The 24208-nt window shown below is 72.7% G+C and carries 21 protein-coding genes and 1 tRNA gene; 12 read left to right on the plus strand and 10 right to left on the minus strand.

Annotated features, from left to right (window positions below; all coding sequences use genetic code 11):
• The first annotated feature begins 79 nt into the window (after positions 1-79).
• Complete coding sequence (locus tag ACFXMF_RS10640; RefSeq protein ID WP_379987638.1) at positions 80-901, plus strand: polysaccharide deacetylase family protein; 822 nt, start codon at positions 80-82, stop codon at positions 899-901.
• 202 nt (positions 902-1103) lie between these two features.
• Complete coding sequence (locus ACFXMF_RS10645; RefSeq protein WP_379987640.1) at positions 1104-2129, plus strand: DUF4328 domain-containing protein; 1026 nt, start codon at positions 1104-1106, stop codon at positions 2127-2129.
• A gap of 91 nt (positions 2130-2220) precedes the next feature.
• Here the strand turns inward: ACFXMF_RS10645 and ACFXMF_RS10650 are convergent.
• Positions 2221-2294 (minus strand) — tRNA-Lys (locus ACFXMF_RS10650).
• 206 nt (positions 2295-2500) lie between these two features.
• On the opposite strand from ACFXMF_RS10650, the gene ACFXMF_RS10655 reads away from it, so the two are divergent.
• From ACFXMF_RS10655 to ACFXMF_RS10685, 7 genes are all read left to right on the plus strand, one after another.
• A complete protein-coding gene (locus ACFXMF_RS10655) occupies positions 2501-3799 on the plus strand; it encodes a hypothetical protein (RefSeq protein WP_360307501.1) in 1299 nt (432 codons plus the stop codon).
• 77 nt (positions 3800-3876) lie between these two features.
• Complete coding sequence (locus ACFXMF_RS10660; RefSeq protein ID WP_379987642.1) at positions 3877-5877, plus strand: AAA family ATPase; 2001 nt, start codon at positions 3877-3879, stop codon at positions 5875-5877.
• The gene (locus ACFXMF_RS10665; protein ID WP_360307507.1) at positions 5870-7144 is read left to right on the plus strand and encodes a hypothetical protein; all 1275 of its coding nucleotides are present in this window, start codon (positions 5870-5872) and stop codon (positions 7142-7144) included. The genes ACFXMF_RS10660 and ACFXMF_RS10665 overlap by 8 nt, the downstream gene beginning before the upstream one ends.
• A gap of 5 nt (positions 7145-7149) precedes the next feature.
• Complete coding sequence (locus ACFXMF_RS10670) at positions 7150-7611, plus strand: hypothetical protein (protein WP_360307510.1); 462 nt, start codon at positions 7150-7152, stop codon at positions 7609-7611.
• Positions 7611-8348: a hypothetical protein gene (locus tag ACFXMF_RS10675; RefSeq protein ID WP_379987645.1), complete on the plus strand. Its 738-nt coding sequence runs from the start codon at positions 7611-7613 to the stop codon at positions 8346-8348. Before ACFXMF_RS10670 ends, ACFXMF_RS10675 begins: the two co-directional genes overlap by 1 nt.
• Complete coding sequence (locus ACFXMF_RS10680; RefSeq protein ID WP_360307516.1) at positions 8345-10912, plus strand: Hsp70 family protein; 2568 nt, start codon at positions 8345-8347, stop codon at positions 10910-10912. The genes ACFXMF_RS10675 and ACFXMF_RS10680 overlap by 4 nt, the downstream gene beginning before the upstream one ends.
• 1 nt (position 10913) lies before the next feature.
• Complete coding sequence (locus ACFXMF_RS10685; protein WP_360307519.1) at positions 10914-11324, plus strand: hypothetical protein; 411 nt, start codon at positions 10914-10916, stop codon at positions 11322-11324.
• A 109-nt stretch (positions 11325-11433) separates the two neighbouring features.
• Here ACFXMF_RS10685 and ACFXMF_RS10690 read toward each other — a convergent pair whose 3' ends face one another.
• From ACFXMF_RS10690 to ACFXMF_RS10715, 6 genes are all read right to left on the minus strand, one after another.
• Entirely contained in the window at positions 11434-12309 is an 876-nt protein-coding gene (locus ACFXMF_RS10690; RefSeq protein ID WP_360307522.1) for a TauD/TfdA family dioxygenase, read from the minus strand.
• A gap of 406 nt (positions 12310-12715) precedes the next feature.
• Entirely contained in the window at positions 12716-13639 is a 924-nt protein-coding gene (locus tag ACFXMF_RS10695) for a M56 family metallopeptidase (RefSeq protein WP_379987648.1), read from the minus strand.
• A gap of 4 nt (positions 13640-13643) precedes the next feature.
• Complete coding sequence (locus tag ACFXMF_RS10700; RefSeq protein ID WP_360307528.1) at positions 13644-14027, minus strand: BlaI/MecI/CopY family transcriptional regulator; 384 nt, start codon at positions 14025-14027, stop codon at positions 13644-13646.
• Between the two features lie 121 nt (positions 14028-14148).
• Positions 14149-14655, minus strand: a complete 507-nt coding sequence (locus tag ACFXMF_RS10705; protein ID WP_360307530.1) for a hypothetical protein — start codon at positions 14653-14655, stop codon at positions 14149-14151.
• Between the two features lie 103 nt (positions 14656-14758).
• Positions 14759-15211 (minus strand): hypothetical protein, encoded by a 453-nt coding sequence (locus tag ACFXMF_RS10710; protein WP_360307533.1) that lies wholly within the window; start codon positions 15209-15211, stop codon positions 14759-14761.
• Between the two features lie 180 nt (positions 15212-15391).
• Positions 15392-16564, minus strand: a complete 1173-nt coding sequence (locus ACFXMF_RS10715; RefSeq protein ID WP_379987651.1) for an amidohydrolase family protein — start codon at positions 16562-16564, stop codon at positions 15392-15394.
• Positions 16565-16767: 203 nt separating this feature from the next.
• Between ACFXMF_RS10715 and ACFXMF_RS10720 the strand changes: the two genes are divergently transcribed.
• Both ACFXMF_RS10720 and ACFXMF_RS10725 read left to right on the plus strand, forming a co-directional pair.
• The gene (locus ACFXMF_RS10720; protein WP_379987653.1) at positions 16768-17925 is read left to right on the plus strand and encodes an acetamidase/formamidase family protein; all 1158 of its coding nucleotides are present in this window, start codon (positions 16768-16770) and stop codon (positions 17923-17925) included.
• Positions 17885-18652, plus strand: a complete 768-nt coding sequence (locus ACFXMF_RS10725) for an endonuclease V (RefSeq protein ID WP_360307542.1) — start codon at positions 17885-17887, stop codon at positions 18650-18652. Before ACFXMF_RS10720 ends, ACFXMF_RS10725 begins: the two co-directional genes overlap by 41 nt.
• A gap of 142 nt (positions 18653-18794) precedes the next feature.
• Here ACFXMF_RS10725 and ACFXMF_RS10730 read toward each other — a convergent pair whose 3' ends face one another.
• From ACFXMF_RS10730 to ACFXMF_RS10740, 3 genes are all read right to left on the minus strand, one after another.
• On the minus strand, positions 18795-21359 hold the full coding sequence (locus tag ACFXMF_RS10730; RefSeq protein ID WP_360307545.1) for an FtsX-like permease family protein: 2565 nt from the start codon (positions 21357-21359) through the stop codon (positions 18795-18797).
• A gap of 22 nt (positions 21360-21381) precedes the next feature.
• Positions 21382-22140 (minus strand): ABC transporter ATP-binding protein, encoded by a 759-nt coding sequence (locus ACFXMF_RS10735; RefSeq protein WP_026218223.1) that lies wholly within the window; start codon positions 22138-22140, stop codon positions 21382-21384.
• Between the two features lie 334 nt (positions 22141-22474).
• Positions 22475-23467, minus strand: coding sequence for a helix-turn-helix transcriptional regulator (locus ACFXMF_RS10740; protein WP_379992563.1), 993 nt, complete (start codon positions 23465-23467; stop codon positions 22475-22477).
• Positions 23468-23530: 63 nt separating this feature from the next.
• Here ACFXMF_RS10740 and ACFXMF_RS10745 point away from each other — a divergent pair, with 63 nt between their 5' ends.
• On the plus strand, positions 23531-24034 hold the full coding sequence (locus ACFXMF_RS10745; RefSeq protein WP_379992561.1) for a pyridoxamine 5'-phosphate oxidase family protein: 504 nt from the start codon (positions 23531-23533) through the stop codon (positions 24032-24034).
• Positions 24035-24208: the final 174 nt, after the last annotated feature.

Raw genomic sequence — 24208 nt, forward strand, 5'->3', positions numbered from 1 at the left:
ACGATCTACGGATGACCGACGGCCACCCGCAACGACGACGCGGGCAACCGGATGGGCGGCGCCGATTAGCGTCGCCGTCATGACCTTCGCAGACGACTCCGGCACCCCGAGGAACGACGACCCCACGGGCCTGCTCGACACGCCCGAGAACCGCCGGAATCGCACCCTGCGTCGCAGCGCGCTCCTCGCCGTGCCCCTGCTCGTCGCGGTCGCGATCACCGGCTTGGTCGCCGCCGACGCGGACACCCTGGGACAGAAGTCGCCGCAGGCGGCCGGGACCGCGCCGACGACGGCGCAGATAGCCGCGAAGCCGATTCCGCGACCGCTGCCGGAAAAGCCGCTCTATCGCATATCGACCCAGGACAAGGTCGCGTTCCTGACCATCGACGACGGGGCGTACAAGGACCCGGAGATGATTCGGGTGCTGCGCGAGGCGGGGATCCGGCCGACGCTGTTCCTGACCGATCAATACGCGAGGCAGGACGCGGAGTTCTTCCGGCGGATGCGCGACGAGACCGGCGGGGCGATCGAGAATCACACCCTGGACCACCCCAATCTCCAGGGCAAGTCGTACGACATACAAAAGAACCAGATCTGCGGCACGTCCGACGCCTACGAACGTGCCTTCGGCAAGCGCCCGACGCTGCTGCGCCCGCCGTACGGAAACCACGACGAGAACACGATGCGTGCGGCGGGCGATTGCGGCATCGAGCGCGTCGTGCATTGGAGCGCCGAGATCCGGAACGGCGAAATGCAATTCGCCGTCGGGGACCGGCTCCGGCCGGGCGACATCGTGCTGATGCACTTCCGCAAGGAATTCAAGGCGGACATCCGGTCCTTCGTCGATCGGACCCGGGCCGCCGGCCTCACCCCCGCGTTGTTGGAGGACTACCTGAAGTAGCGCCGCGCCACCGGCCGGCGGGCTCGCGTGCGAGTGTGGGCACAACGTGCCCGGGCGGGGGGCGCCACCGTGGAGGGGCTGTGCGATGCGGAGCGGGACGAGTGGGTCGAGTGGGGCACGTGCGTCGATACCGGGGGCGGCGGCCCAGGGGCCGCGACCGCCTCGCCCGCTGCCCGGGGCGCGATGGTGGGCGCTGCTCACGGTGCTCACGCTGGTCGTGGTCGCCGGTGATCACGTGCTCGGCTTCCGGGAGGTCCTGACGGGTCGCCAGTACGACGGGGACGACGGACCGCGATGGATCGTCGGGATCGCCGTCGCGGGCGTGCCGTTCCTGGCCTGGGTGGCCACCATGCGGTCCCGGGCCCTGTTCCGGCCGGGCGAACTCGCCCCGGAGCTGACCCGGTCCCCCGTCGCGCCCTGGCTGATCCCGTTCCACCAGTGCTGGGCCCCCTACGGCCTGATGCGGGCGATCGTCGCCGGCTGCGCGGGCGGCGCGCGGTTACGGGTCGTGCTGCGGGTGTGGTGGACGTTGTGGATCGGGATGTGGGCGGCCTGGTGGACCTCGGTCGGGATGGGCCTGTTCGCGGACTCCGACGGCCGCGGCGCCGACTCCTGGGTGATCGGCGCCGACGCGACCTTCCGCGCCGCGGCGGTGGCCGCCGCGGTCGCCGCGATCGTCCTGGTCCTCGCGCTGACCCGGGCCCAACACGCCCTTCGTGCGGAGCCCCCGGCCGACCGCACCTGGGCGGAACTGCGCCGGAACGGGCTCGACTTCACCACTCCCGCGGTCGTCGTCGTGTGTTGCCTCGGCGCCCTCCCGATGTGTTGGGTCGGCACGGTGTACGTGGCCACCGGCCCGCTCTCGGTCACGCTGTCCCACGACGAGTTCGTCGGCACCTGGCACGACGCGGGCGGCGGCCGGGTGAGCCTGACCGCCGACGGACGATTCGTCGCCAACGGCCTGCCCGGCCGGGACTGGCAGGAGAACCACCCGGAGCACCTGCCCGTGCCGATCGCCGAGCGCTGGTCGGGGGAGGGCCGTTGGACGTACGACGAGGGCACTCTGACGTTGACCACGCGGCCCGCCGCCGGCTCGCAATCCCCGCCGGCTCTGCCGGAGTTCTACCTGGATGGCCTTCGGCCCCGCGGCGCGCGCGCACACCCGCGGCTGATCACCGAGTTGGGCGACCCGGACCAGTCCATGCGCTACGAACTGCGCAAGGACTGAGGACCGCCACCGGCCCCCGCGCGGCCGGGCGGTGCGGAACGACGAGAAGGGCCCGCCGGAAACCGGGGGGCCCTTCTCGGTGTTGCCGCTGTGCGCCGCCAGGGACTCGAACCCCGGACCCGCTGATTAAGAGTCAGCTGCTCTAACCAACTGAGCTAGCGGCGCTTGCTGCGAGAGAAATACTACCCGATGTTCGGGGGCGCTCTCACCCGGGTTTTCCGGCCGGAGCGCTCTCACCATCGGTGACGATCACGTTACGGGGACGGGTTCGCCGGGTGCGCTGCCCGGCGTTGGTGTGGCCGAGTACCGTGCTGCTTGTACGTCGTCGCGACCCATACCGTCGGGCCGGTCGTGTTCGCGGGGGAGACGCCATGTCGGATGCCGGGGCGGTACGGGCATTCCGGTCGGCCACGCATCGGGAGGACGGGGTGGAGCCTCGACTCGTCGCGATGCGGGACTTTCTGGCCAACGCCTCCGATGCCGAGGTGGCCCGCAACCGGGGACTGATCGAGAGTCAGATCGAGGCGGTCGCCGCCCAGCAGCCGCAGACCGCCGCGCGCATGCTCGCGGACGTGCTCGCACGCGACCCGCAGGGTCGGTACGCACGCGCGGTGGACGCGGTGCTGCGCTGGTGGGTGGTGCAGCCGGGCAACGGCTTCGCCGAGACGTGGGGCACCCTGGAGCGGGCCTTGGCGGACGGGCCGCGCCCGCTGGAACGCGCGCTGCTGGAGGTGCTCGGCGGACTGGACCCGCGCGCGCCGGTCCGGCATTGGCGGGTGGCCGCCACCACGCGCGTGCTGGAATGCCTGGAGGAGCGCTTCGAGCAGCCCTGCCGACACCCCGAGCACGACCTGTGGCGGCTGTTGCCGGTGGTGGCGCCGCCGGGGGCGCCGACCGGGCGCGGCGACTGGGTGTGTGTGCTGGGCGATCGGGCGGCGGCACGCGGTGCGGAGGCCGAGGCCCGGACCTGCTACCGGCTCGCCTTCGAACAGGGGTGCGCCGCGGCGGCCCCGCGGCTGGCCCATCGGCTCGCCGTCGAGGGGCATCGCGAGTTGGCCGGCGGCGACCCGGGCCGGGCGGTCCGGTTCCTGTACGAGGCGGCGATGCTGGATCCGGACCACGCGGAGTACGGCGAACTGCATCGGGCCGCCGTCGCGGCTCGGGACGGCCGCCCGGCCGCCGGCACCCGGCCCGGCTCGGCGGCGGCCCTGGTGTCGGCGGCGGCGGAGCTGCTGGAACGCGGCGACGACATGGGTGCGGTCCGACTGCTGCGGCGTGGTCTGCGCGAGGCCGAGGACGCCGCGGGGCCGCAGCCGGACAGCTGGCCCGTGCGCCTGTTGCTGGGCGCGTTGGAGGACCACGACGCGATGGTGGCCGGCGCCGCCCGCGACCTGTTCGAGCGGCACGGCGCGGCCTGGGCCCGGCGCACGCCGCTGGGGCCCGGCCTGGTGCTGCATCGGGTCACCCGGGTCGACCCCGAACTGGCCGCCGCGTTGGTGGAGTCGTTGCCGGCGGAGCTGCGCGCCGGGCGACTCGGCCGGGCCGTCTCGACGGCGGCCGCGTACCGAATACTGGCCTCGGGTGTACGCGCCCTGGGCGCGGGCAGGCCGGAGGTGGCCCGGGCCCGGGCGGACCTGGCCGAGCGACTGCTCGACGGCGACGAGGCGTGAACGGCGCGACGTGACCGGCACGGTGTGCGCGGCGCGACGTGGACGGCGGGCGAGGCGAGCGAGGCGGGGGAGACGACGTGGACACGGACATCCTGGGGGTGCCGGAGCAGGTGTTCGACAGTGCGCTGCTCGCGGCCACCCGCCGATTCGCCGGCGCCGCCGCGGTGGCGCGTGAACTGGGCGCGGACACCGTCGAGGTCGCGCACACGCTGATCGCGCTGGCCCGGATCGACGGCGGGCGCACGGCGGGCCTGTTCGATCGGCAGGGCATTCCGCCCGACGTGCTCGCGGCCGGCCTGCTCGGTGGCGGGGCCGCCGACCGAGCCGACGCGGCGCCGGGTCGCGAGGACCGGCCGGCCGGGCTGCTGGGCGGGCTGCCGGTCACCGGCGATCTGCGGCTCGCCTTCACGGCCGCGGCCGACGCCGGATACGTCGACGAACGGGCGCTGCTCGCCGAGCTGTTGCCGCGCCTGGAAGTGGGCGCGGTGGACCTGCTCGTCGGCTACGGCCGGGTCGACCTGGCCGCCTGGCAGGCCGAGGTGGCCGCGCCGCGCTCGGCGGTCGAGGTGCTGCGGGCCGACGGGTCGATCGATCCCGCCCCATTCGGCCCGGGAGCCCGCCGGGTGCTGGCGATCATGGCCACCGAGGCGGCCGGCCTCGGGCACGAACGTTGCGGTATCGCGCTGCTGCTGCACGCGCTCGCCGCCACCCCGGGCGGCCTGCTCGAACAGGCGTTCCTGTTCCTGCGGCGCGACGTGCGGGCACTGCGCGAACAGACCATCGCGCTCACCGGCACCCGGGGCCGCGGCGCGCCGGGCACCGGGCCCGCCGGGCCGGACGAGTCGCTGCGCTCGACCCTGCGCCGGGCGGCGGCCTTCGCCGCGATCCGCGCCGAACCGGGCGGCGATCCGGACAAGGGCGAGCCGATCACCGAACGCGACCTGCTCGCCGCGCTGCTGGACACCCCCAGCGGGCTGGCGGCCGGTTTCTTTCGCGACATCGGCCTGGACCTGGACCGGCTGCGCCGCTTCGCGGACACCTACTACCGCGAACCCGCCGAGCCCGAGCCGACCCGGGTCGCCGAACCGCTGTCCCCCGAGGAGGCGGTGCGCCGGGTCCGCTCCCGGCTGATCGGCCAGGAGAGCGTGGTCGAGCGACTGGCCTTCCACATCGAGCTGATCAAGCGCTCGCTGAGCCGCGGCTTCCGCCCGGACGACCGGCCACGCGCGGCCCTGTTGTTGTGCGGCCCCAGCGGGTCGGGCAAGACGATGACCGCGCGGCTGCTCGCCCAGGTCGTCTACGGCTCGGAGGAGGACGTCCTGGTCTTCGAGATGGGGCAGTTCAGCGCGCGCGAGTCGATCAACAACTTCATCGGCGCACCGCCCGGCTACGTCGGCTTCGGCGAGGGCAAGTTGACCAACGGACTGCGCGACAACCCGCGCCGGGTCTTCCTGTTCGACGAGGTGGAGAAGGCCGACGCCCGGGTCCTGGACGCGCTGCTGCGGCTGCTCGACGAGGGTCGGATCAGCGATCCGGCCGGCCCCGTCCGCGAGGCGCACGACGCGGTGGTCGTCCTGACCACCAACCTGGGCGCGACGCACTCGGCGGCCGAGGCGGTCGAGGACGACGTGGACAGCGTGGACAACCTGATCGGTTCGATCCTGGCCGAGGGCTCCACCGGCAACACGGCCGCGAGTGCCCGCCTGCGCCGCACCATGGAGGGGTTCTTCCGGCCCGAGTTCCTCAACCGCGTGGACGAGGTGATCCTGTACTCGCCGTTCGGCCCCACCGAATTGCGCGGCATCGCCGAGAACGGCCTGGCCCGGCTCGCCGCCCGGCTGCGCGAGCAGATCGGCGTCGACCTGCGCTGGAGCGACGAGGCCGCCGCCCACATCGCCACCGTGGCCTGGCGCGGCCGACCCGAGGAGGCCGCCCGCGGGGTCAACCGCTGCGTCAACGCGGTGGTGCCGGGCGTCCTGCGGCTGCTCGACGAGCGCGACGCGGCCGGTCGGCCGATCGGCTCGGTCCGGGTCGAGGTCGCGGCGGACACGCTCGTGGTGGGGAGCGGCGATGACTGACCGGGCGACGCTGCGCGCGTTCGCCGCCCGGCTGCGCGCCCACGGGGTCGGCGAGGACGCGGTGGACGGCGACGCCTACGCCGGCCTGGGCAGCGGCGGCGACGCGCAACCGTGGAGCGCGCGGGCCGAGGAACTGTGGACGAGCGGCGGCGGCTCGTGGCGCACCCACCACCTCGCGGTGGCGCTGCACGCGCGGGCCTACGACCTGGAGGCGGCCGGTGATCCCGAGGGGGCGTTCCCGTACTGGAAACGGGGGTTGGCGCACTGGGCCGAGCTCTACCACGACAGCGCGTTCTGGGACCGGATGCACGAGCACCTGGAGGCGGTCGGCGGGACCGAGGTGCCGGCGGCGATCGTGCAGGAGGTACGCGAGCGGTTGCCCCGCGACCTGCTCGCGCCGCACCTGACCCTGGCCGCCGAACACCGGGTGCCCGATCCGCTGCGCGCCCGCTCGCACATGGACCTGATCCGCGAGTCCGGCTTCCCGCGCTCGGCCGTCCTGGGTGCCCGGGCCGACCTGGTCCGCGAGGTGCTGGCCGAGGCGTCGCGCGACGTGGAGGAGGGCCGCTTCGACGAGGTGGTCGAACTGCTCGCCTCGTGGCTCGCGGTGGACCCGGGCAACCTCGGGCTGGCCCGGACCCTGCTCTACGCGGCCCGGCGGCACATCGAGATCGTGGTGGCCGCGCCGGGCTGGGCCCGAAAGATCGAACCGCTGGTCGAGCGGGTGGCCCGGCTGGTGCTGCCGGCCTGGGACGAGATCGGCACGCCCGAAGGCTCGTTCGCGGTCGAGCTGGCCCGCAACGAGTACTGGCGCGGGATCGTGGTGCGCGAGCTGGAATCCGGTCCGGCGACCGAACCCGCCGCACTGGAACAGGCCACCCTGCGTTCGGGCCGGCACCTGCTGCGCGCGCTCGAACTCGACCGCGACCTCGCGGTCAAGAACATGTATCGCGACGTGGAACAACTCGCCGCCGAGGAATGGGCCCTGGCCGCCACCGCCCGACAACGCCAGGGCCTGCCGGACGGCCACGTCCGGGACGCGCTGCGCCGGGCGCTGGCGATGTCCGAGCCGGGGTCGTGGGGTCGACTGTTCATGGCGCGGGTGCTGATCAACCTGCACACCGTGCGACCGGACGACCTGGCCACCGCCCGCCGGTTGGCGGACGAGGTGGCCGCCGATCCGGAGGCGAACCAGCCCGACGTCGTCAACGCGCTCCGCGGGGTCGTGCTGTCCCTGGCGTCGGCGCGCGGGTCCGAATGGAGTTGAGCGCGATGAGCGGCACCGCGAACGAGAGCGCCCGGGAGAACCCCTGGGCCTGGCAGGCGGGACGAAATCCCTACCGGGGCACGGTCTTTCAGATCCTGGACCTGGATCCGGAGCTGGCCGGACGGGCGGCGATCAAGGCCCGGGTGCGCAAGCGCAGACAGCGGATCGCCCGCAGCGCGGACCGCTTCCCCGTGCATGGACGGGTATTGAGCGCGGCCGAGGTCAACGCGGCGGAGGAGACGCTGGCCGACCCGGCCGGCCGGCTGCTCGCCGAATTGCTCACCCATCGGCCCGAGCGACCCGGACCGGATCCGGCCGAGCTGGCCGAGGAGTTCGCCGAGACCGACCCGCCGGAGTCGAGTGGCCCGGCCAGAATCGGGATCGACCGACGCGTGCTCGCGGGCCTGGTGCCGGCGCCCGCGCCGCGTGAGTTCGTACCGTTGTGGACGGAAGAAGGGGCGCACTGATGGCAGCGACACCCGAGCGGGGCTCGGTCGCGGCGGACCCACCGGCGGATCGCGCGAACGCCACGGCCGACCCCGCGGCCGACCCGATGGCGATCACCGAGACCGAACGGCCGGTCCCCGAGCGCCCGTTGGACCCGCCGTTCGCGCTCGTGTACGACGCGGTGCGGGGGGCGGCGCGCGAACGCGAGGCGGGCCGCGAGGAGATGCGCAAACGGTTGGAGTCGACCCACGAGCGGTACACCGGCCTGGCGGCGGACGCCGCGGTCGCGCTGCACGAGCTGCGCGGCAGCCTGGAGGGCGAGCCGGTGCCGGGCATTCTCGCCTCGATCGCCCGGCGGTTCGCCACCGCGCTGGACCGGGCCGGGGTGCGATTCGACGACCCGGTGGGCGAGCCGTACGCGGCGGTGGGCCGTCGGGTGGACGTCGCGCACGCGCCCGACAGCGGTGACGAGGGCGCGATGATCGTGACCAAGACGCTGCGGCCGGGCGTACTCCTGGACGACGGCGAGGTGATCCGGCGTGCCCAGGTCGTCCTGGGCTTCGTGCCGACGCCGGCTCGGCGCGAGGACGCGGCGCACGCGCGCGGTGCCGCCGAGCACCCGGTCGACGTGTCCGACCCGACGGCGGCCGAGCCGACCCCGCCGCATCCCGATGCCACGAGCGACCCGAACGACCCGAACGACCCGAGTGACGTGAACGACGCGAACGCGAACGACGAAGGCGGTACCACCAGATGAGCATCGTGGTCGGCATCGACCTGGGCACGACCAACTCGTGCATCGCCATACCGGCCGACGCCGAGATCCCCGGGAAGGAGGAGTTGATCGCGGCCCGCCGGTTGCGCCCGGTCGGCGACTCGCTGATCGTGGCCAATCCGGACCGCTCGCCGACCACGCCGTCGGCGGTGTGGATCGACCCGAGCGGCCGGGCGATCGTCGGTCAGTTGGCCAAGAACAAGGCCCGACTGCCGGGCGCGCCGCCCGCGATGTTCTTCAAGCGCAACATGGGCACCGACCGGGTGGTCACCGCCGGCCACGCCCGGCTGACCCCGCTGGAGGCGTCCACGCACATCCTGCGTCACCTCAAGCAGGTGGCCGAGGAGACCCTGGGCGTGCCGGTGGAGCGCGCCATCGTGACCGTGCCGGCGTTCTTCGAGACCCGGGCGAAGAACGAGACCACGCGGGCCGGGCAGGCGGCCGGCCTGGAGGTGGTCGAGACGCTGATCGAGCCGGTGGCCGCGGCCCTCGCCTACACCCACGAGCGGGCCCGCGAGCTGACCGAGCCGCAGACGTTCCTGGTCTACGACCTCGGCGGCGGCACGTTCGACACCTCGGTGGTCACCTGGGACCCCGAAGTGGGCTTCGAGAACCGCTCGTTCAGTGGCGACCGCTATCTGGGCGGGTTCGATTTCGACCGTCGGATCGTGTCCTGGATCGCGGCCCAACTGCCCGAGTACGACCTGGCGATCGACACCGAGGACCCCGCCGACGGAAAGGTCGAGGCGCAACTGCTCTCGGTCGCCGAGGGGGCCAAGCACGACCTGTCCCGCTATCCCGAGACCGAGATCGTCAGCCAGTACTGCGAGGACCGGCGCGGCACCCCGATGAACATCGGACTGCCGATTCGCCGCGAGGAGTTCGAGGAGATGATCGCGGACCGGATCCGCGGCACGCTGGACGACTGCGACCGGGCGCTGTTGCGGGCCGGGATGACCGCCGCCGACCTGGACGAGATCGTGATGGTCGGCGGTTCGTCCCGGATCCCGCTGGTGGCCACGATGCTCACCGAACACTTCGGGCGCGGGCCCCGGTTGCTCAACCCCGACCTGTGCGTGGCGTTGGGCGCGGCGCTCAAAGCCGCGAACGTGCCCAGCCGCAGCGGACACCTGGAGCTGGACCGGCCCGAGGCGCTGCCGCCGGAGACCGACATCGGCGGTCGGGTGCTGGCCGGGCCGCAACTGGCCTCGCCCGCGGGCGCGCAGATCCTGCTCGGTTCGCACGACGGGCGGGTGCAGCTGAGCGAGACCGCCGACGCCGAGGGCCGATTCCTGTTCGCCGACGTGCCGTTGCGCGAAGGGGAGAACGGCTTCACGGTGCAGGTGATGGTGAACGGGCGGGAGATCGAGGCCCGGCAACTGCTGATCGAATCCGACGGCAAGCCGCGTTCCGACGCGACCGGCGACGTCCTCGCACACGACTTCTCGGTCGAGTTGGTGGACGGTCTGCATGTGGTGGTCCGGGCCGGGACGATGGTGCCCTACCGCACCGATTTCCGGTTGGAGACCGCGTCCCAGGGGTCCAGCCTGCGGGTCGGCCTGGTCGAGGGTCTGGTACCGATCGGCGAGGTCTCGATCCGGGACCTGCCCACGGACGTGCCGGTCGGCTCGACCGTCGAGGTGACGCTCGAATTCGAGGCGGGCTGGAGCATCCGGGCCGAGGCGCGGCTGCCGCAGGTCGGTGCGGAGGGCAGTGCGGTGATCGACATCCCGCGTCGGGAGATCCCGGGTTGGCCGGAACTGGCCGAACGACACCGCCAGGTGCTGACCGGCTGGGCCGAGAAGCGGGACGCGATCCCGGCCGCCGACGCGATCCGGGTCGGGCCGGCGCTGGACCGGCTGCTCGCCGAGATCGCCGAGCTGGTCCGGGACCGGATCGACCCGGGCAAGACGCACCACAAGATCCTGGAGGCGGAGACCCTGGTCCAGGGCCTGCGGGTGGCCACCACGGCGGGCAGCGCGCTGAACCCGGCGATCGGCGAGTTCGAGGACAACCTGGCCTTCCTGGCCCGGCTGGCCGACCGACTGGTCGATCACGACCCGGTCGAGGCGGAGCGTTTCCGCGGTGCGATCCCCGGCCTGCGGGCGACGGGGCGGGCCGCGTACGCGGCGGGCAACAAGATGGACTGGCACCTGGCCAACGAGGCGGTGCGGGACCGGATCAACGCGGCCGAGCGCATGTTGCACGGCGGCCGTTCACCGCAGCAGTTCACCGCCGCCGAGTTCCAGGTCGCGGTGCTCCAGGAGGTCGAGTACCTGCGCCGCTCGATCCAGGAGATGGACCAGGCGTCCGCCGGCCGCCATCGCGCGGACGCGGACGGTTACCTGCGCGAACTGGACACCATCGCCGAGGACGCGGCCGAGGTGGACGTACGCGACGAGGCGGCGGGCAATCGCCGACTCGTGGAGATCTATCGAGGTCGGATCATGCCGCTGCGGGCCCGCGCGGACCGCTGGATGGAACAGATCCGGGAGGGCTCCCCGCACATCGGGCTGCGGCTCCCGAAGAGCTCCCTGGAGAAATGACATGGCGTTCGCGATCACCTGTCCCCTGTGCCGCCGCCGGATCGCCGACCTGACCGAGCGCTGTCCGGCGTGCGGTGGCGATCTGGGCGCGCTCGCGGGCCTCGTCGAGTTGGCCGACCGGCACTTCAACGACGCGGTGCGAGCGGCGCGTGCGCGCCGGTGGAACACCGCCGCCGAACACCTGGCGGTCACCCTCGCCCTGAACCCGGCCGACGCCGAGGCGCGCGGATTGCTCACCAAGGTCCGCTACCACCAGGACCCGAAAACCCTCCCGAACCGCCTGTGGCACAAGGCCCGCACCCACCTGCCCTACGGCGAACGCCTCCCGGTCTCGCTACCCCGCGAAGCCGAGCTGCGTCGCCTCCTGGACGAGGCGGGCCGACGGCTGGCGACGGCACGAAAGTCGGGCTGACCACGGACCACGAACGCGGCCGACGCCGGTGCTCGGCCGTGGTCGGCTCCTGCGCGCGAACGCCGGCCGGGCACGAATTCGGCCCGGTCGGCGTTCGCGGCCGGCCGCCCTACGCTGCGGGCTTCAGCACTCGGCTGCTGTTCCCGTCCACGCCCACCGGAACGTCACCGTTGATGGTGACCCGGTGCAACAGCCGTCGCGTGGCGCCGAAGTCGCCGATCACCCGGTGCTGGGTGGCCCGGTTGTCCCAGATCGCCACGTCGCCCGTGCGCCACTGCCACCGCACGGTGTTCTCCACCCGGGTGACGCGGTTCTGGAACAGCTCGATCAGCGCGGTCGAGTCCTCGGCCTCGAAGCCGACCAGTCGACGTACGAACGCCCCGACGAGCAACGCGCGTTCGCCGGTGATCGGGTGCACTCGCACGAGCGGGTGCTCGGTCTCGTACACGGTCGACTCGAACAGCTCGCGATAGTCCTTCTGCGCCTCGGAGTAGCGGTCCGGATCGGCCGCCGCGTAGTCGTACCGGTTGCTGTGCACCGCACGCAGCGAGTCGGCGAACGCCTGCAGCGGCGCGGGCAGATCCCGGTACGCGGTCGCGGTGTTGGCCCACAGCGTGTCGCCGCCCACATCGGGCAGCCGCACCGCGCGCAGGATGGACGCGAGCGGATACGCGGGCACGAACGTGACGTCGGTGTGCCAACGGTCGGCGACCACCCCGTGGTCGCTGTCGATCGGCACGATCAGGTCGCCCTCGGCGGACGCGGTCGGATGCCCGATCGGCTCGCCGAGCAACCGGCCGAACGCGAGCTGACCCGCGTCGTCCAGGTGGTCCTGGCCGCGGAAGAAGATCACCTTGTGCCGGTGCAATGCGCCGCGGATGGTGTCCACGGTGATCGCGTCGAGGTCGCCGCCCAGGCGAACTCCCTCGACCACGGCCCCTATTCGGGCGGAGACGGGCGATACGGCGATGGTGGTGGCAGTCATGAGTGCGGTGTCCCTTTCGACCTTCAGATGGAGGAAGACGTCATCCGAAGCGGGCGCACGCGGCCGCGGACCGCCGAGCGGATCGGCGATCGAGCATGGTGACGGTCCGTCGACCACGGGTGTGGCGAAGGTGACGAACCGGGGCCGGCGTACGCCCTAGCGACAGCGCGTGCCGGGCGGGACGGGCAGGTGGGTGATCCGGTGTCGACGAATCACGCACGCGACGACATGACCGGCGATGCCGGCCGTCCGCGTAGTCCCCGTGATCCCCACGGCATGGATTCTGGCCACACACCCCCGCGCCGGTCAACCGTTTACCAGCACGCGGACCCCGCCCACCGGGCCCGGGCAGGTATCGCCACGCCCGCATCGCGCATCGTCGGGACGCGTATCGCTCGGGGCGATGTCACAACATGTGGTCGGCCGTCAGGAGGATGGCGTGCAGGTCGATGGCGGCGTCCCAGGTGGCCCAGGTGGAGAGGGCGGCGCCGCCGAGGGCGATCAGGGTGGCGGCGCCGGGGCGACTCCACGGGGTGGGCCAGCGGTCGGCCGGGGTCGGCGCGAGCAGGGCGGCCACCCGACGCGGGACCGGGCCGCCGGTCGCGGCCATCGCCCCGCGCGGTGTGACCGGGCCGGCCAGCGCGGCCTTGCCCACGGCGCGCGCCACCACCCGACGATCGCCCACCACACGCGCGGCGGCCTCGTCCGCGCAGCGCTCCAGCGCGTACGCGATCGCCGTGCGCATCGGCCGCAACAGCGGATGCGCGCACATCGCCAGTGTCGCCACCAGCAGCACTCGATCGTGCCGGCCGCTCAGATGGGCCCGCTCGTGGGCCAGCAGCGCCCGTCGCTCGTCCGCGTCCAGTCGGGCCAGCATCGACGCCGAGACCACGATCCGAGGGCGGCGGCCCGGCAGCGCGAACGCGGTCGGCGGGCCGGTCGGCAGCACGGTCAACTCGGTGTCGCCGGCCGTCGCGACCCCCGCGCGCAATGCCGCGAGCGCGCGCCGCCGCCGGTGCGACACGATCGCGACGCACACCAGGGCCGAGGCCAGCGCCGCGCTCGCCAACGAGCCGATCACCTGCACATTGGGGATCGAGGCCCGCACCTGCGGGTCCGACCAGTGGTCCGGCAGCGGTACCCCCGGGAGCTGCGCCGTGCCCACCACGGTCAGCAGACCCAGGCTGATGGTCGCGCACAGCGCCAACACGCAGGTCAGCGCCGTGAGCAGGACCACCACGCGGCGCGGCGCGAGGTGGTCGGCCGCGAGCCGGGCCACGGGGACCGAGGTTATCGGCAGCAGCAGGGGCAGGTAGACGATCCAACGCACGCGACTACGACCCGCCCTCTTCCAACAGCCGGCGCAGCAGCGCCTCGTCGTCGGTGGACAGGTCGGAGACGAACCGCGCGAGCACCGCCTGCCGGTCGCCCTCCTTGTCCAGCACCTGCCGCATCCGTCGCGCGGCGAGCCCGGCCTCGTCGTACACGGGCGCGTACACGTACGAGCGGCCCGACCGGGCGCGTTGGAGCACACCCTTGTCGTGCAGGCGGGACAGGATGGTCACCACCGTCGTGTAGGCCAGCTCACCGGACAACTGCTCCTGGACCGCGCCCGCGCCCATCGCCGTCGGCGACGTCCACAGCAGCGACAGGATCTCGGACTCCAACTCGCCGGGGCCACGCCGCGCGGACGGTCCGCCTGCTCTGCTTTCGGTCATTTCGGCCTCCGGTGGATGGGCACAACGCCCCGGCAGCCTAAACGGTGGTGTTCCGGGATCGGCGGCGCACACCCCTCCCACCGGCTCGCGGCGACGCCGGGGGCGCGCAGCCGAGCCGGCGTCAGGCTGCGCTGACCAGTGGCTTTCGCGGACCCGCGGTCGGGGCGCTCCCGGTCGGCGCGGCGGCGCGCTCCACCCGGATCGCACAGCCCTCCGCGCGCAGGGCGGCGACCAGCACATCGTGCCGCCGACCGCGCGCCGGCGCCGCGCCGGCCGGAAGCAGTACGGCCACCCGCCGCTCCGGCAACCCCCGCACGAAGGTGGCCAACGCCTCGACGAGCCGATCACGCTCGTCGTGGACCACGCTCAACGGCGCATCCACACCGGACGCGTCCCAGGCGGCCACCAGTTCGTCCCGCGCGGCCCGCTCGCCGGCCCGGGTGACATGCACGGCGATCGCCCGACCGGCCATCGCCCGAGCGGCGGACAGCGCGGCGACGGCGGCGACGTCCATCCGGGCGATCGGCACCACGACGGCCTGTGGATCGCCCTCGACTCGGCGGGCGTCGGCCCGGCGGATCGAGGCGGTGCGGCGGATTCCGGTGACCCGACGAATCGTGGCGAACATGGCGGCCTCCTTTCGACCGCTTTCAAGCCTCGCCCCGAATCGGGCCGCACGGCCCCCTGTTGACGCGCTCTTGGCGTTCGTCCCACCGATCCGAGCGCGTCCCTTACCCGGGCCACCCGCCGGCGCCCGGCACGTACGGGCTCAGCGACCAGGTGTTGTCACCGCCCCACACCAGGTGTTCGACCACCGCGACCCGGGCACCGGTGTCGGTCCGCACGGCGGTCAACACGATCCGATACACGCCGTAGAACTGCTGCTCCCGAGAAAACCTCAGGTCGGTCCACCCCTGACCGCCGAACACCGCGACGCGTACCGCCGCGTCGGTACGCGCCTCGCGCGAATGCAGCCTGCCGCGCAGGCCGTCCGTGTCCCGCGCGTTGAGCAGCCGGACGTACCGCCGCAGATACGCATCGATGGCACCCTCGTCGGGCTCCCGTCGCGGATCGTGCAGGCACGTGACCAGGGCGATGAACGCGATGAGCAGACCGAGCGTGACCGAGACGGCCCGCCGGGTCGAACGCGGCGAGAGGGGAAGCACATCCGATCGTGGGTGCACGTGGACTCCAAGGCCGGCGGCTTCGTGCGGAGCAACGCCCGAGCCGATGCCGCCCGGGCCTTCCCCGATGGGCACGCACGACCGGCGCCGGACGGTTCCCTTCCGCATCCGAGCGCCGGTCCCGCTCTGCGGCCGGAGCCGGTGTCCAGGGCGGGTCGTCGATCTCCCGGGTCGATACGGCTAGGCGGCCCTCGGGACGCCGGGCTGCCGAGCAGGAGGCGCGTTCCGGCCGACCACTCGTCCGCCGCGGATCAGGATGCGGTCCCGGGAGCGGGTGCGCAGGGCCTCGGTGAGGGAGGAGGCGCGGATCGCGAACAGGTCGGCCGCGGCGCCCGGTTCGAGGCCGCCGGGAGCCAGGCCCAGCACGCTTCGGGCGTGCTCGGACACCGCGGCCCACGCCTGGGCGGGCGGCAACCCGGTGGCGGCTGCCGTGGCCAACGGGTCGGCCAGGCCCATCGGATGGCCCGCGGTGCGCAGGTGGTCGCCGCCGGCCGCGACGGTGACGCCCGCCGCGACCAGTTCGCGGATCGGCAGTCCGCCGCCACGCTCCGACGGCAGCGCCACGACCCGCATGCCGGAGGCCGCGATCGTCTCGGCGACCCGCCCGAGGGCGGACGGCGCGAGCCGGTTCAGGCCGGCCAGGTGACCGGCCGTCACCGGTCGGTCGAAGCCCGACGCGCGCAGCAGTCGGGCCAGGTCGCCGACCGCGAGCAGCCGAGGGTCGAAGCCGTCGTCCAGGTGCAGGTCCAGCGCGACCCCGGCCCGGTCCGCGAGGCGCAACAGCCGACGGGTCTCCTGCCGGCAGTCCGGCGCGTACCTGGGTCGCCCGCCGAGCGCCGTCGCGCCCGCGCCCACCGCGTCCACGATGGTGCGGTCCGTCGTCCCCGGCACCGGGAGCGCGACGATCTGCAGGTCGAGCACCCGATCGAACTCGGCGCGCAGTTCGGCCATCACCTCCACCGCGCGCAGGGGTGTACGGCCCTCGCCGATGTCCAGATGCGTGCGCACCGCGCTCACCCCGTGCCCGGCCAGCGTGCGCAACGCCGCGCATGAGCGCCGCCGCAGGTCGCCGGGGTGATAGCGGGCGGGCCGGAGCAGCCAGGATCGCCACGCGCCGTCGCGCCCGTCCGGATCCGAGCCCACCGGCTGCCAGGTCGGCGCACGATCGAGATGGACGTGCGGCTCGGCGGGGGCCGGCAGCAGCAGGTAGCCGGTCAGGTCCGGGCCGGCGCAGGCTTCCCGGCTCAGCCGACCCGGCTCGCGCACCAGGCCGATCCGACCGTTGCGCAGCACCACGTCGCGCCTGCGTCCGTCCGGCAGCGTGGCACCGAACAAGGTGATCCTGTCGCTCATCGCTACCCCCTGGACTCGAATCCGCGCGGATCGGCTGCGTCCGTCGCGGGCCGCGCACCGCATCCTCGTGTCGCTCGCCCCACTGTGGCCCGGGGCTGTTGCGTCGGCGTTTCGACGTCGTTACGGAGCACCCCGAGTGGGCGAAACGGGTACGTAACGCGACCGACGCCGACCGGCAACGGCACACCCGTACAACCGTTTCCATGACCATCACCGAGGCGCCCCCCGTCGCCGTACCGGGCCCCGGGCGGCACCCGCGACACCTGCCGTCCCGGCCCGGCACCGTGTTGTGGGGTTGGCTGCCCGGCGCCCGGGACCGGCCCGTCCTGCTCGCCGAATCGGGCGAGACGCTGACCGTGGACACGGTGTCGCACGAGGGCCTGCTCGGCGAACAGGGCCGCGACCCGGCGGCCTTCTTCGGCCGGCACCACATCCCGGCCGACCGGGTGCCGGCCGACCACCACGCGCTCGCCGCGTCCGATCTCACGCACGATCCGGTCGTGGACGGCCCGCATGTGATCACCGGCCCGATCGCGGTGGCCGGCGCGCGGCCGGGCGACGTACTCGCGGTGCACCTGCTCGACCTGGCCCCGCGCACCGGCTACGGCGTCCTGACCGAGCGGCACGGCCGGGGCCGGGGCACCCCGCCGGTCACCGTGTGCCCGATCCGGGACGGCCTCGCCCGTATCCCCACCCCGGCCGGCGAGCTGACCCTGCCCCTGCGCCCGAGCCTGGCGGTCCTCGGCGTGGCCACCCCCGACGGCCTGCGCCGGTTGTCCACCCGGGCCGGGTCGCACGGCGGCAACCTGGACCTGCCGTTCCTGGGCGCGGGCACCACCCTGCACCTGCCGGTACGGACCGCCGGCGCCCTGCTCCACCTCGGCGGCCCACGCCTGGCACACGGCCGCGGTGCGGCGCTGGAGGGGCCGCTCAAGGTGACCCTGCGCGTCGAGGTGATCCCCTACGCGCAGGTCCGCACCCGATTCGGCAACCTGCGGCACCCGTTCGCGAGCACGGCGGACACGCTGATCCCGCTGGGCATCGCCGCCGATCCGGCCCTGGCGCTGCGTCGGTGCACCGCCCAGGGCGAGGAACTGCTGGTCGCCGGCCACGGCCTGACCCGCGATCAGGCCCGCACCTACCTGGGCGCCACCGCCGAGTTCGGCGTCGGCCGTACCGGTGCCCACGCCCGGGTGCCGCTGCCGGGCCGGCGGGCGGTACCTCCCGCCCGGCGCCCGGTCCCCGGGCCCGCCGCGTGGGCGGTGCCGACCGGCGACATCGAGCGGCTCGGTGCACCACCCGCGGCGGTAGCGTTCCGGGATGAGCACTTCCTCGGCGACCGAAGCGGCGGGCGCGCCTGACGCGCCCGACGCGACCCGCGCGCCCGATGCGACCGACGCGACCGAGCCCTGGCCCCGGACGGTCGCCGAGGCGTTGGCCGTGCAGGACCGGTTGCGGCCGTCGTTGGACACCGTCGGGCCCGGGCCGGGCCCTCGGGATGTGCGATTCGTCGCCGGGTTGGACGTGGCCTACGCCGAGGACTCGGACGAACTGGCCGCCGCCGTAGTGGTGTTGGACGCCCGCACGCATGCGGTGGTGGAGCGCTCCGTCGTGCACGGGGTGGCGACGTTTCCGTACGTGCCCGGCCTGTTCGCCTTCCGGGAGGTGCCGGCGTTGTTGGCCGCGCTCGGACGACTCGGCACCACGCCGGACCTGCTCGTCTGTGACGGGCAGGGCCTGGCCCATCCGCGCCGGTTCGGCCTGGCCTGCCACCTCGGCGTGCTGACCGGGCTGCCGGCCGTCGGGGTCGGCAAGACGCTCTTCGTCGGCGCGTACGAGACGCCGGCGGTCGAGCGGGGCGCCGCGGCCGACATCGTGCACGAAGGGGAGGTGGTCGGGCGCGCGTTGCGCACCCGCGAGGCGATCAGGCCGGTGTTCGTGTCCATCGGCCACGGCGTCGACCTGGACACGGCGTGTGCGCACGTACTGGCCCTCACCCCGCGCTACCGCCTCCCGGAAACCACCCGCCAGGCGGACCAGGTCTGCCGCCGGGCGTTGAAGACCCACCGGGAGACCGCCGGCGCGTAGCCCGCCCGAACCCGGCACCCCCGTACGCGAAAGAGCCCCCGAACCACCTGCGCAAGGTGGTTCGGGGGCTCTTCGGTCACCGGCTCCCCAAGGGGGGAGGATGGGGAGCCGGCTGCTTCATGGGTGCGTCACCCGGGGTGGATCAGTCGGTCGCGATCGCCCGCAGGACGTTCATCCGCGCCGCCCGGAAGGCGGGCATCACGGCGGCCAGCAGGCCGACCACCGCCGCGGCGATCACGATGCCGATGACCGTGCCCCACGGGACCTCCAGGACGTCCAGACCCTGCTTGGCCAGCAGGCGCTGGGCGCCGATGCCCCACGCCATGCCGAGCGCGAGCCCGACCAGGGCGCCGAAGGTCGCGATGACCATCGACTCCAGGCGGATCATCCGGCGGATCTGCCGGCGCGAGGCGCCGATCGCCCGCATCAGGCCGATCTCCCTGGTGCGCTCGACCACCGACAGCGCCAGCGTGTTGATCACGCCCAGGATCGAGATGATGATCGCCAGGCCGAGCAGACCGTAGATCAGGTACAGGAACGTGTCGATCTGCTTGCCGATCAGTTCCTTGTAGTCGCTCTGGTCACGGGCCTTGACCTGCGGGAAGGGATCGAGCGCCGCCTTGAGCGCCGCGCCGACCTTCTTCTCGTCCTGACCGCTCGCCGCGTTGACACTCACGCTCTGGTACTGCACGTTCGGGACGAACTTCTTCATGATCGTGTTCGGGATCACGAGCGTTTCGCCCACACCGATGACATCGTCGGACTTCTTGCGGATCGCGCCGACCTCGACCGTGGTCTTCTGCCCGTTCGGGAAGCCGATCTCGATCTTGCCGCCGATGCCGAGGTGGTGGTCCTTGGCGAAGTCCTCGCCGATGGCCGCCTTGCCCGCCGCGATGGCCGCGTCCCCGCTGCCCTGGAGGTAGGTGGTCTTGAGCGTGGCGTCCATCCCCGGCTCCGAGCCGAGGATGAAGTCCTTCTTGGACTTGCCGTCCGCGGTGACCGTCGCGTTGCTCAGGGTCTGCGCGACCACCTCGCCGACGCCGGGAGTCTTGCGCGCCGCCTGGACGATGGTCTCGGGGAAGGTTCCGGTCAGCGACTGGATGGTGTAGTCGGCGCCCAGGGACTTGTCGATCTGCTTGTCGAACGAGGCCGACATCGACGAGGCCGCGACCGCCATGCCGCTGACCAGCGCGACACCGATCATGATCGCCGACGCCGTGGCGCCGGTGCGGCGCGGGTTGCGCAGCGCGTTCTCCCGGCTGAGCCGGCCCATCGAGCCGAACAGCTTCGGGTACCAGGACGCCAGCGCCGGGACCACCGTGCGGGCCAGCAGCGGCGCCAACACGATGAAGCCGAGCAGCGTGAACAGCACGCCCAGGCCCAGGAATCCGCCGCCCTGGCCGCCGTTCTCCGCGGTGGCCCCCGCGACCAGCGCGAGTGCCCCCAGGCCGAACAACACCGCGCCGATGATCGAGCGGGTCTTGATCGACTTCTGCGGCGGCGCACCCGCCTCGCGCAGCGCCGCCATCGGGGCGACCCGGCCCGCGCGACGGGCCGGCACGTACGCGGCGATCACGGTGACGATCACGCCGACCAGGTAGGCCACGATCGGGGTCGCGGTCTTGATCACCAGGGACGTGCCCTTGAGGTTGATCCCGACCGCGCTGATCAGCGCCTTGAGCCCGACGGCCAGACCGAGACCGGCCAGCAGACCGAGCGTGGAGCCGACCACGCCCAGCAGGACCGCCTCCAGCAGCACCGAGCGGTTCACGTCCGCCCGGCTCGCCCCGATCGCCCGCATCAGGCCCAACTCGCGGGTGCGCTGGGCGACCAGCATCGAGAAGGTGTTGAAGATCAGGAAGATGCCGACCAGCACGGCGACACCGGCGAAGCCGAGCATCGCGTACTTCATCACGTTCAGGAAGCCGCTCAACTGGTCGTTGGCGTCCTTGGCGGACTCCGCGGCCGTCTGCACCTCGAAGGTCTTCGGGTCGTTGAGCAGTTGCTGCACGCGCAGCTTGAGGTCCTTGTCGCTGACCCCCTGGGCGGCGGACACCGACACCGAGGTGACCAGGTTCGCGTCCCCGAGAAGTCGCTGCGACGCGCTCGCGTTGTCGAACGAGAGCAGCGCCGCACCGGGGTTGGTGGTGGTGAAGGTGACGATGCCGCTTACCTTGACCGGGAACTCGCCGTTCGGCGCGATCACCCGCAGCTCGTCACCGATCTTGACGTGCTTCTTGTCCGCCGTGTCGGCGTCGATCATCACCTCGGCCGGGCCCTTGGGCGCGGCACCGCTGGTGATCTTGACCGGCGTGCGGTCGGTCTCGAACCAGTTCGTGGCGATGGTCGGGGCACCCGAGGACGGGCCCACCGACTTGTTGTGCTTGTCGACCACGGTGAGCGACTCGAGGCTGACGTTGCCGTGCGCTTCCTTGACGCCGTCGACCTTGGCGATCTTGTCGATCACCGATCGCTGCAGTGTGGGCGTCTCCCCCGTGATCGCGAGGTCGTCCTTGTCGAACTCGGACTTGGGCTTGACCGAGACGTCCGACGCGGTGGATTTGAACAGGTCGTCGAAGGTCTTGGTGATCGTGTCGGTGAATACCAGGGTGCCGGAGACGAACGCGACCGACAGCAGCACTGCCAGGGCGGACAGCACCATTCGCCCCTTGTGGGCGAGGAAACTGCGGAACGTGGCTTTCAACATGGTGGGGGGCTCTCCGCCTGTTTCAGCTGGTCCGGGCGCCGTCGAAGCGCTTCATGCGCTCCAGGACGGCGTCGGACGTGGGACGCAGCATCTCGTCGACGATTCGACCGTCTGCCAGGAACAGGACCCGGTCTGCGTAGGACGCGGCGTTCGGGTCGTGGGTGACCATCACGATGGTCTGACCGAGCTCGTTGACACTGCGCCGCAGGAAGGCCAGCACCTCGGCGCCGGAGCGCGAGTCGAGGTTGCCGGTCGGCTCGTCGCCGAAGATGATCTCCGGCCGGCTGGCCAGCGCGCGGGCACACGCGACACGCTGCTGCTGACCACCGGAGAGCTCACTCGGGCGGTGCTTGAGCCGGTCGCGCAGGCCGACGGTCTCGATCACGGTGTCCAGCCAGGCCTTGTCCGGCTTGCGGCCCGCGATGTCCATCGGCAGCGTGATGTTCTCCAGCGCGGTCAGCGTCGGGAGCAGGTTGAACGCCTGGAAGATGAAGCCGATGTTGTCGCGGCGGAGCTTGGTGAGTGCCTTGTCCTTCAGGCCGGTGATCTCGGTGTCGCCGATCCAGCTCTTGCCGCTGCTCACCGAGTCGAGGCCGGCGAGGCAGTGCATCAGGGTCGACTTGCCGGAGCCGGAGGGGCCCATGATCGCGGTGAACTGACCGCGACCGATCTGGACATCCACGCTGTCGAGAGCGACGACTCGGGTCTCGCCTTCGCCGTACGCCTTGGTGAGCTGCTGCGCGCGGGCGGCGATCGTGCCCCTGGAGTCCGCGTCGGTCATGGCAGCCGTGGCCGTGGTCACGAGTCTGTCCCCCAGATGAGGTGGTAACGGTGGCGCGCCCCGCGATTTGCAGTGCACACGATCACCGTAGGGGGGAGGAGGGCCTCGCGAATCCTCTCGAAGGACAGATCCGGTCGTCCTACGCAGGGAGGACCCCGGGTACGCCGAACGACCCCTACCCCTAGGGGAGGCCCGTACCGGTGGGGTATGTCGCCGACCGGAGTCGACGATTCGTCACGCTGCGTCCACCTGCTCCGTACCAACGATCCGCATCCGACCCCGGGTTCCCGAAATGTCGTGGCCGGACTCGACACACGCCGCAAGGGGGGCGCCGTCAGCCTTGCGAGGGATCTTCCGCGCACTCGTGGCGGGCCGCGATCGCCGCGCCGATCTCGGCCAGGGCGCGGCGCAGGCTCGGCGGGGACACCGCCTCCATGTGCGGTCCCAATGCGACCAGTTGGCCCGCCGCGACCTCCTCGGATTCGGTGCGCAGTCGCAGTTCGCGCCAACCGGTGGGATCCGGCGGCCCGGCCGAGGCGAGGGCGTCCGCGGCGACCACCGGGCCGAACACCCGGGGCAATTGCCCCAATCCGAACGGCGACACCCGGATCACGCAGGCCGACCGCAGCAGGGAGCGGGCGAAGTCGTCGTTGCTGTGTGCCCACCACGCGCCGAGATCGAAGCCGTCGGGACGCTCGAAGCGCTCCGGCCGGGCGGCCGCGGCCACCACCCGGGACATCCGGTAGCTGCGGATGTCGGTGCGGTGACGGGCGACCAGGTACCAGACGCCGGCCTTGAGCACGAGGCCGAGCGGGTCCAGTCTGCGGGTCACCTCGCGATCGCGGCGCGCGTAGCGCAGGTCCAGTCGGTGACCGGTCCACACCGCGCTCGCGATCTCGGTCAGGCACGGGACGTCCTCGTCCCGCTGGAACCAGCCCGGCGCGTCCAGGTGGAAGCGCTGCCGGACCCGACCCGCGCGGGTGCGCAGGTCGGCGGGCAGCGTGGCCATCACCTTGGTCTGCGCCGCGACGAGCACGGTGTCCAGGCCCAACGCGTCGGCGGCGTGCGGTGCGCCGGACAGGAACAGTGCCGCGGCCTCGTCCCCGGTGAGCCCGTCCAGCCTGGTCCGCCAGCCCTCGACCAGCCGGATCCCGCCGTGCGGCCCGGTCTCGGTCCACAGCGGTACGCCGGAGGACTGGAGCGCGGCGACGTCGCGGTAGACGGTGCGGACCGAGACCTCCAACTCGGTCGCAAGTTCGGCGGCGGTCGCCCCGCCGGGTCGGTTCTGCAGGTGGAGCAGGAGCGCCACCAGTCGGCCGGATCGCATGACTCGAAAATAACTCGGAATCCTTGCCAACGGTTGTCAGGGATGGCGGTGCAGCATCGGTGTATGACGAGTTGGGCGGAGTTCGAGAAGGTCGAGCCGGAGTTCGCGGCGACGGTGCGGGAGCGATTCGGGATGTACAAGCACCATGTGCTGGGCACGGTGCGGCGCGACGGGGCGCCTCGGTTGAGCGGGCTGGAGGTGGACTTCCGGTTCGGGGAGCTGTGGCTCGGCATGATGCCGTCGTCGTTGAAGGCGCGGGATCTGCTGCGCGATCCGCGGTTTTCGATCTTCGCCAACCCGGGGGAGGGGGCGGAGATGCTGCATGGGGACGTGCGGGTGAGTGGGCGGGCGGTCGAGGTCGTGGACGACGCGGTGAAGGGGCGGTATGTGGTCGAGACGAAGCCGCCGGAGCCGTTTCACCTGTTTCGGGTGGAATTGGAGGAGGTGAGTCGGATGGGGATCGACGGGGACGAGATGGTGATTCGGGTCTGGCGGCCGGGGGCTTCCGTGCGCACGATTCGGCGGGGGAACGATCCTTTGGACGCACCTGTGCGCGACGCGCACTGAGGTTGGCCTCATGCGCTCGGCCCGGCTGGGCTCGCCTCAAGCGCCGGCGGGGCTGAGTGGCCTCATGCGCCGGCCGGGCTGGGTTCGCCTCATGCGCCGGCGGGGCTGAGTGGCCTCATGCGCCGGCCGGGCTGGGTTCGCCTCAAGCGCCGGCGAGGCTGATTCGCCTCAAGC

It is taken from the genome of Embleya sp. NPDC059213 (genome assembly GCF_042754445.1).
Taxonomy (GTDB): domain Bacteria; phylum Actinomycetota; class Actinomycetes; order Streptomycetales; family Streptomycetaceae; genus Embleya.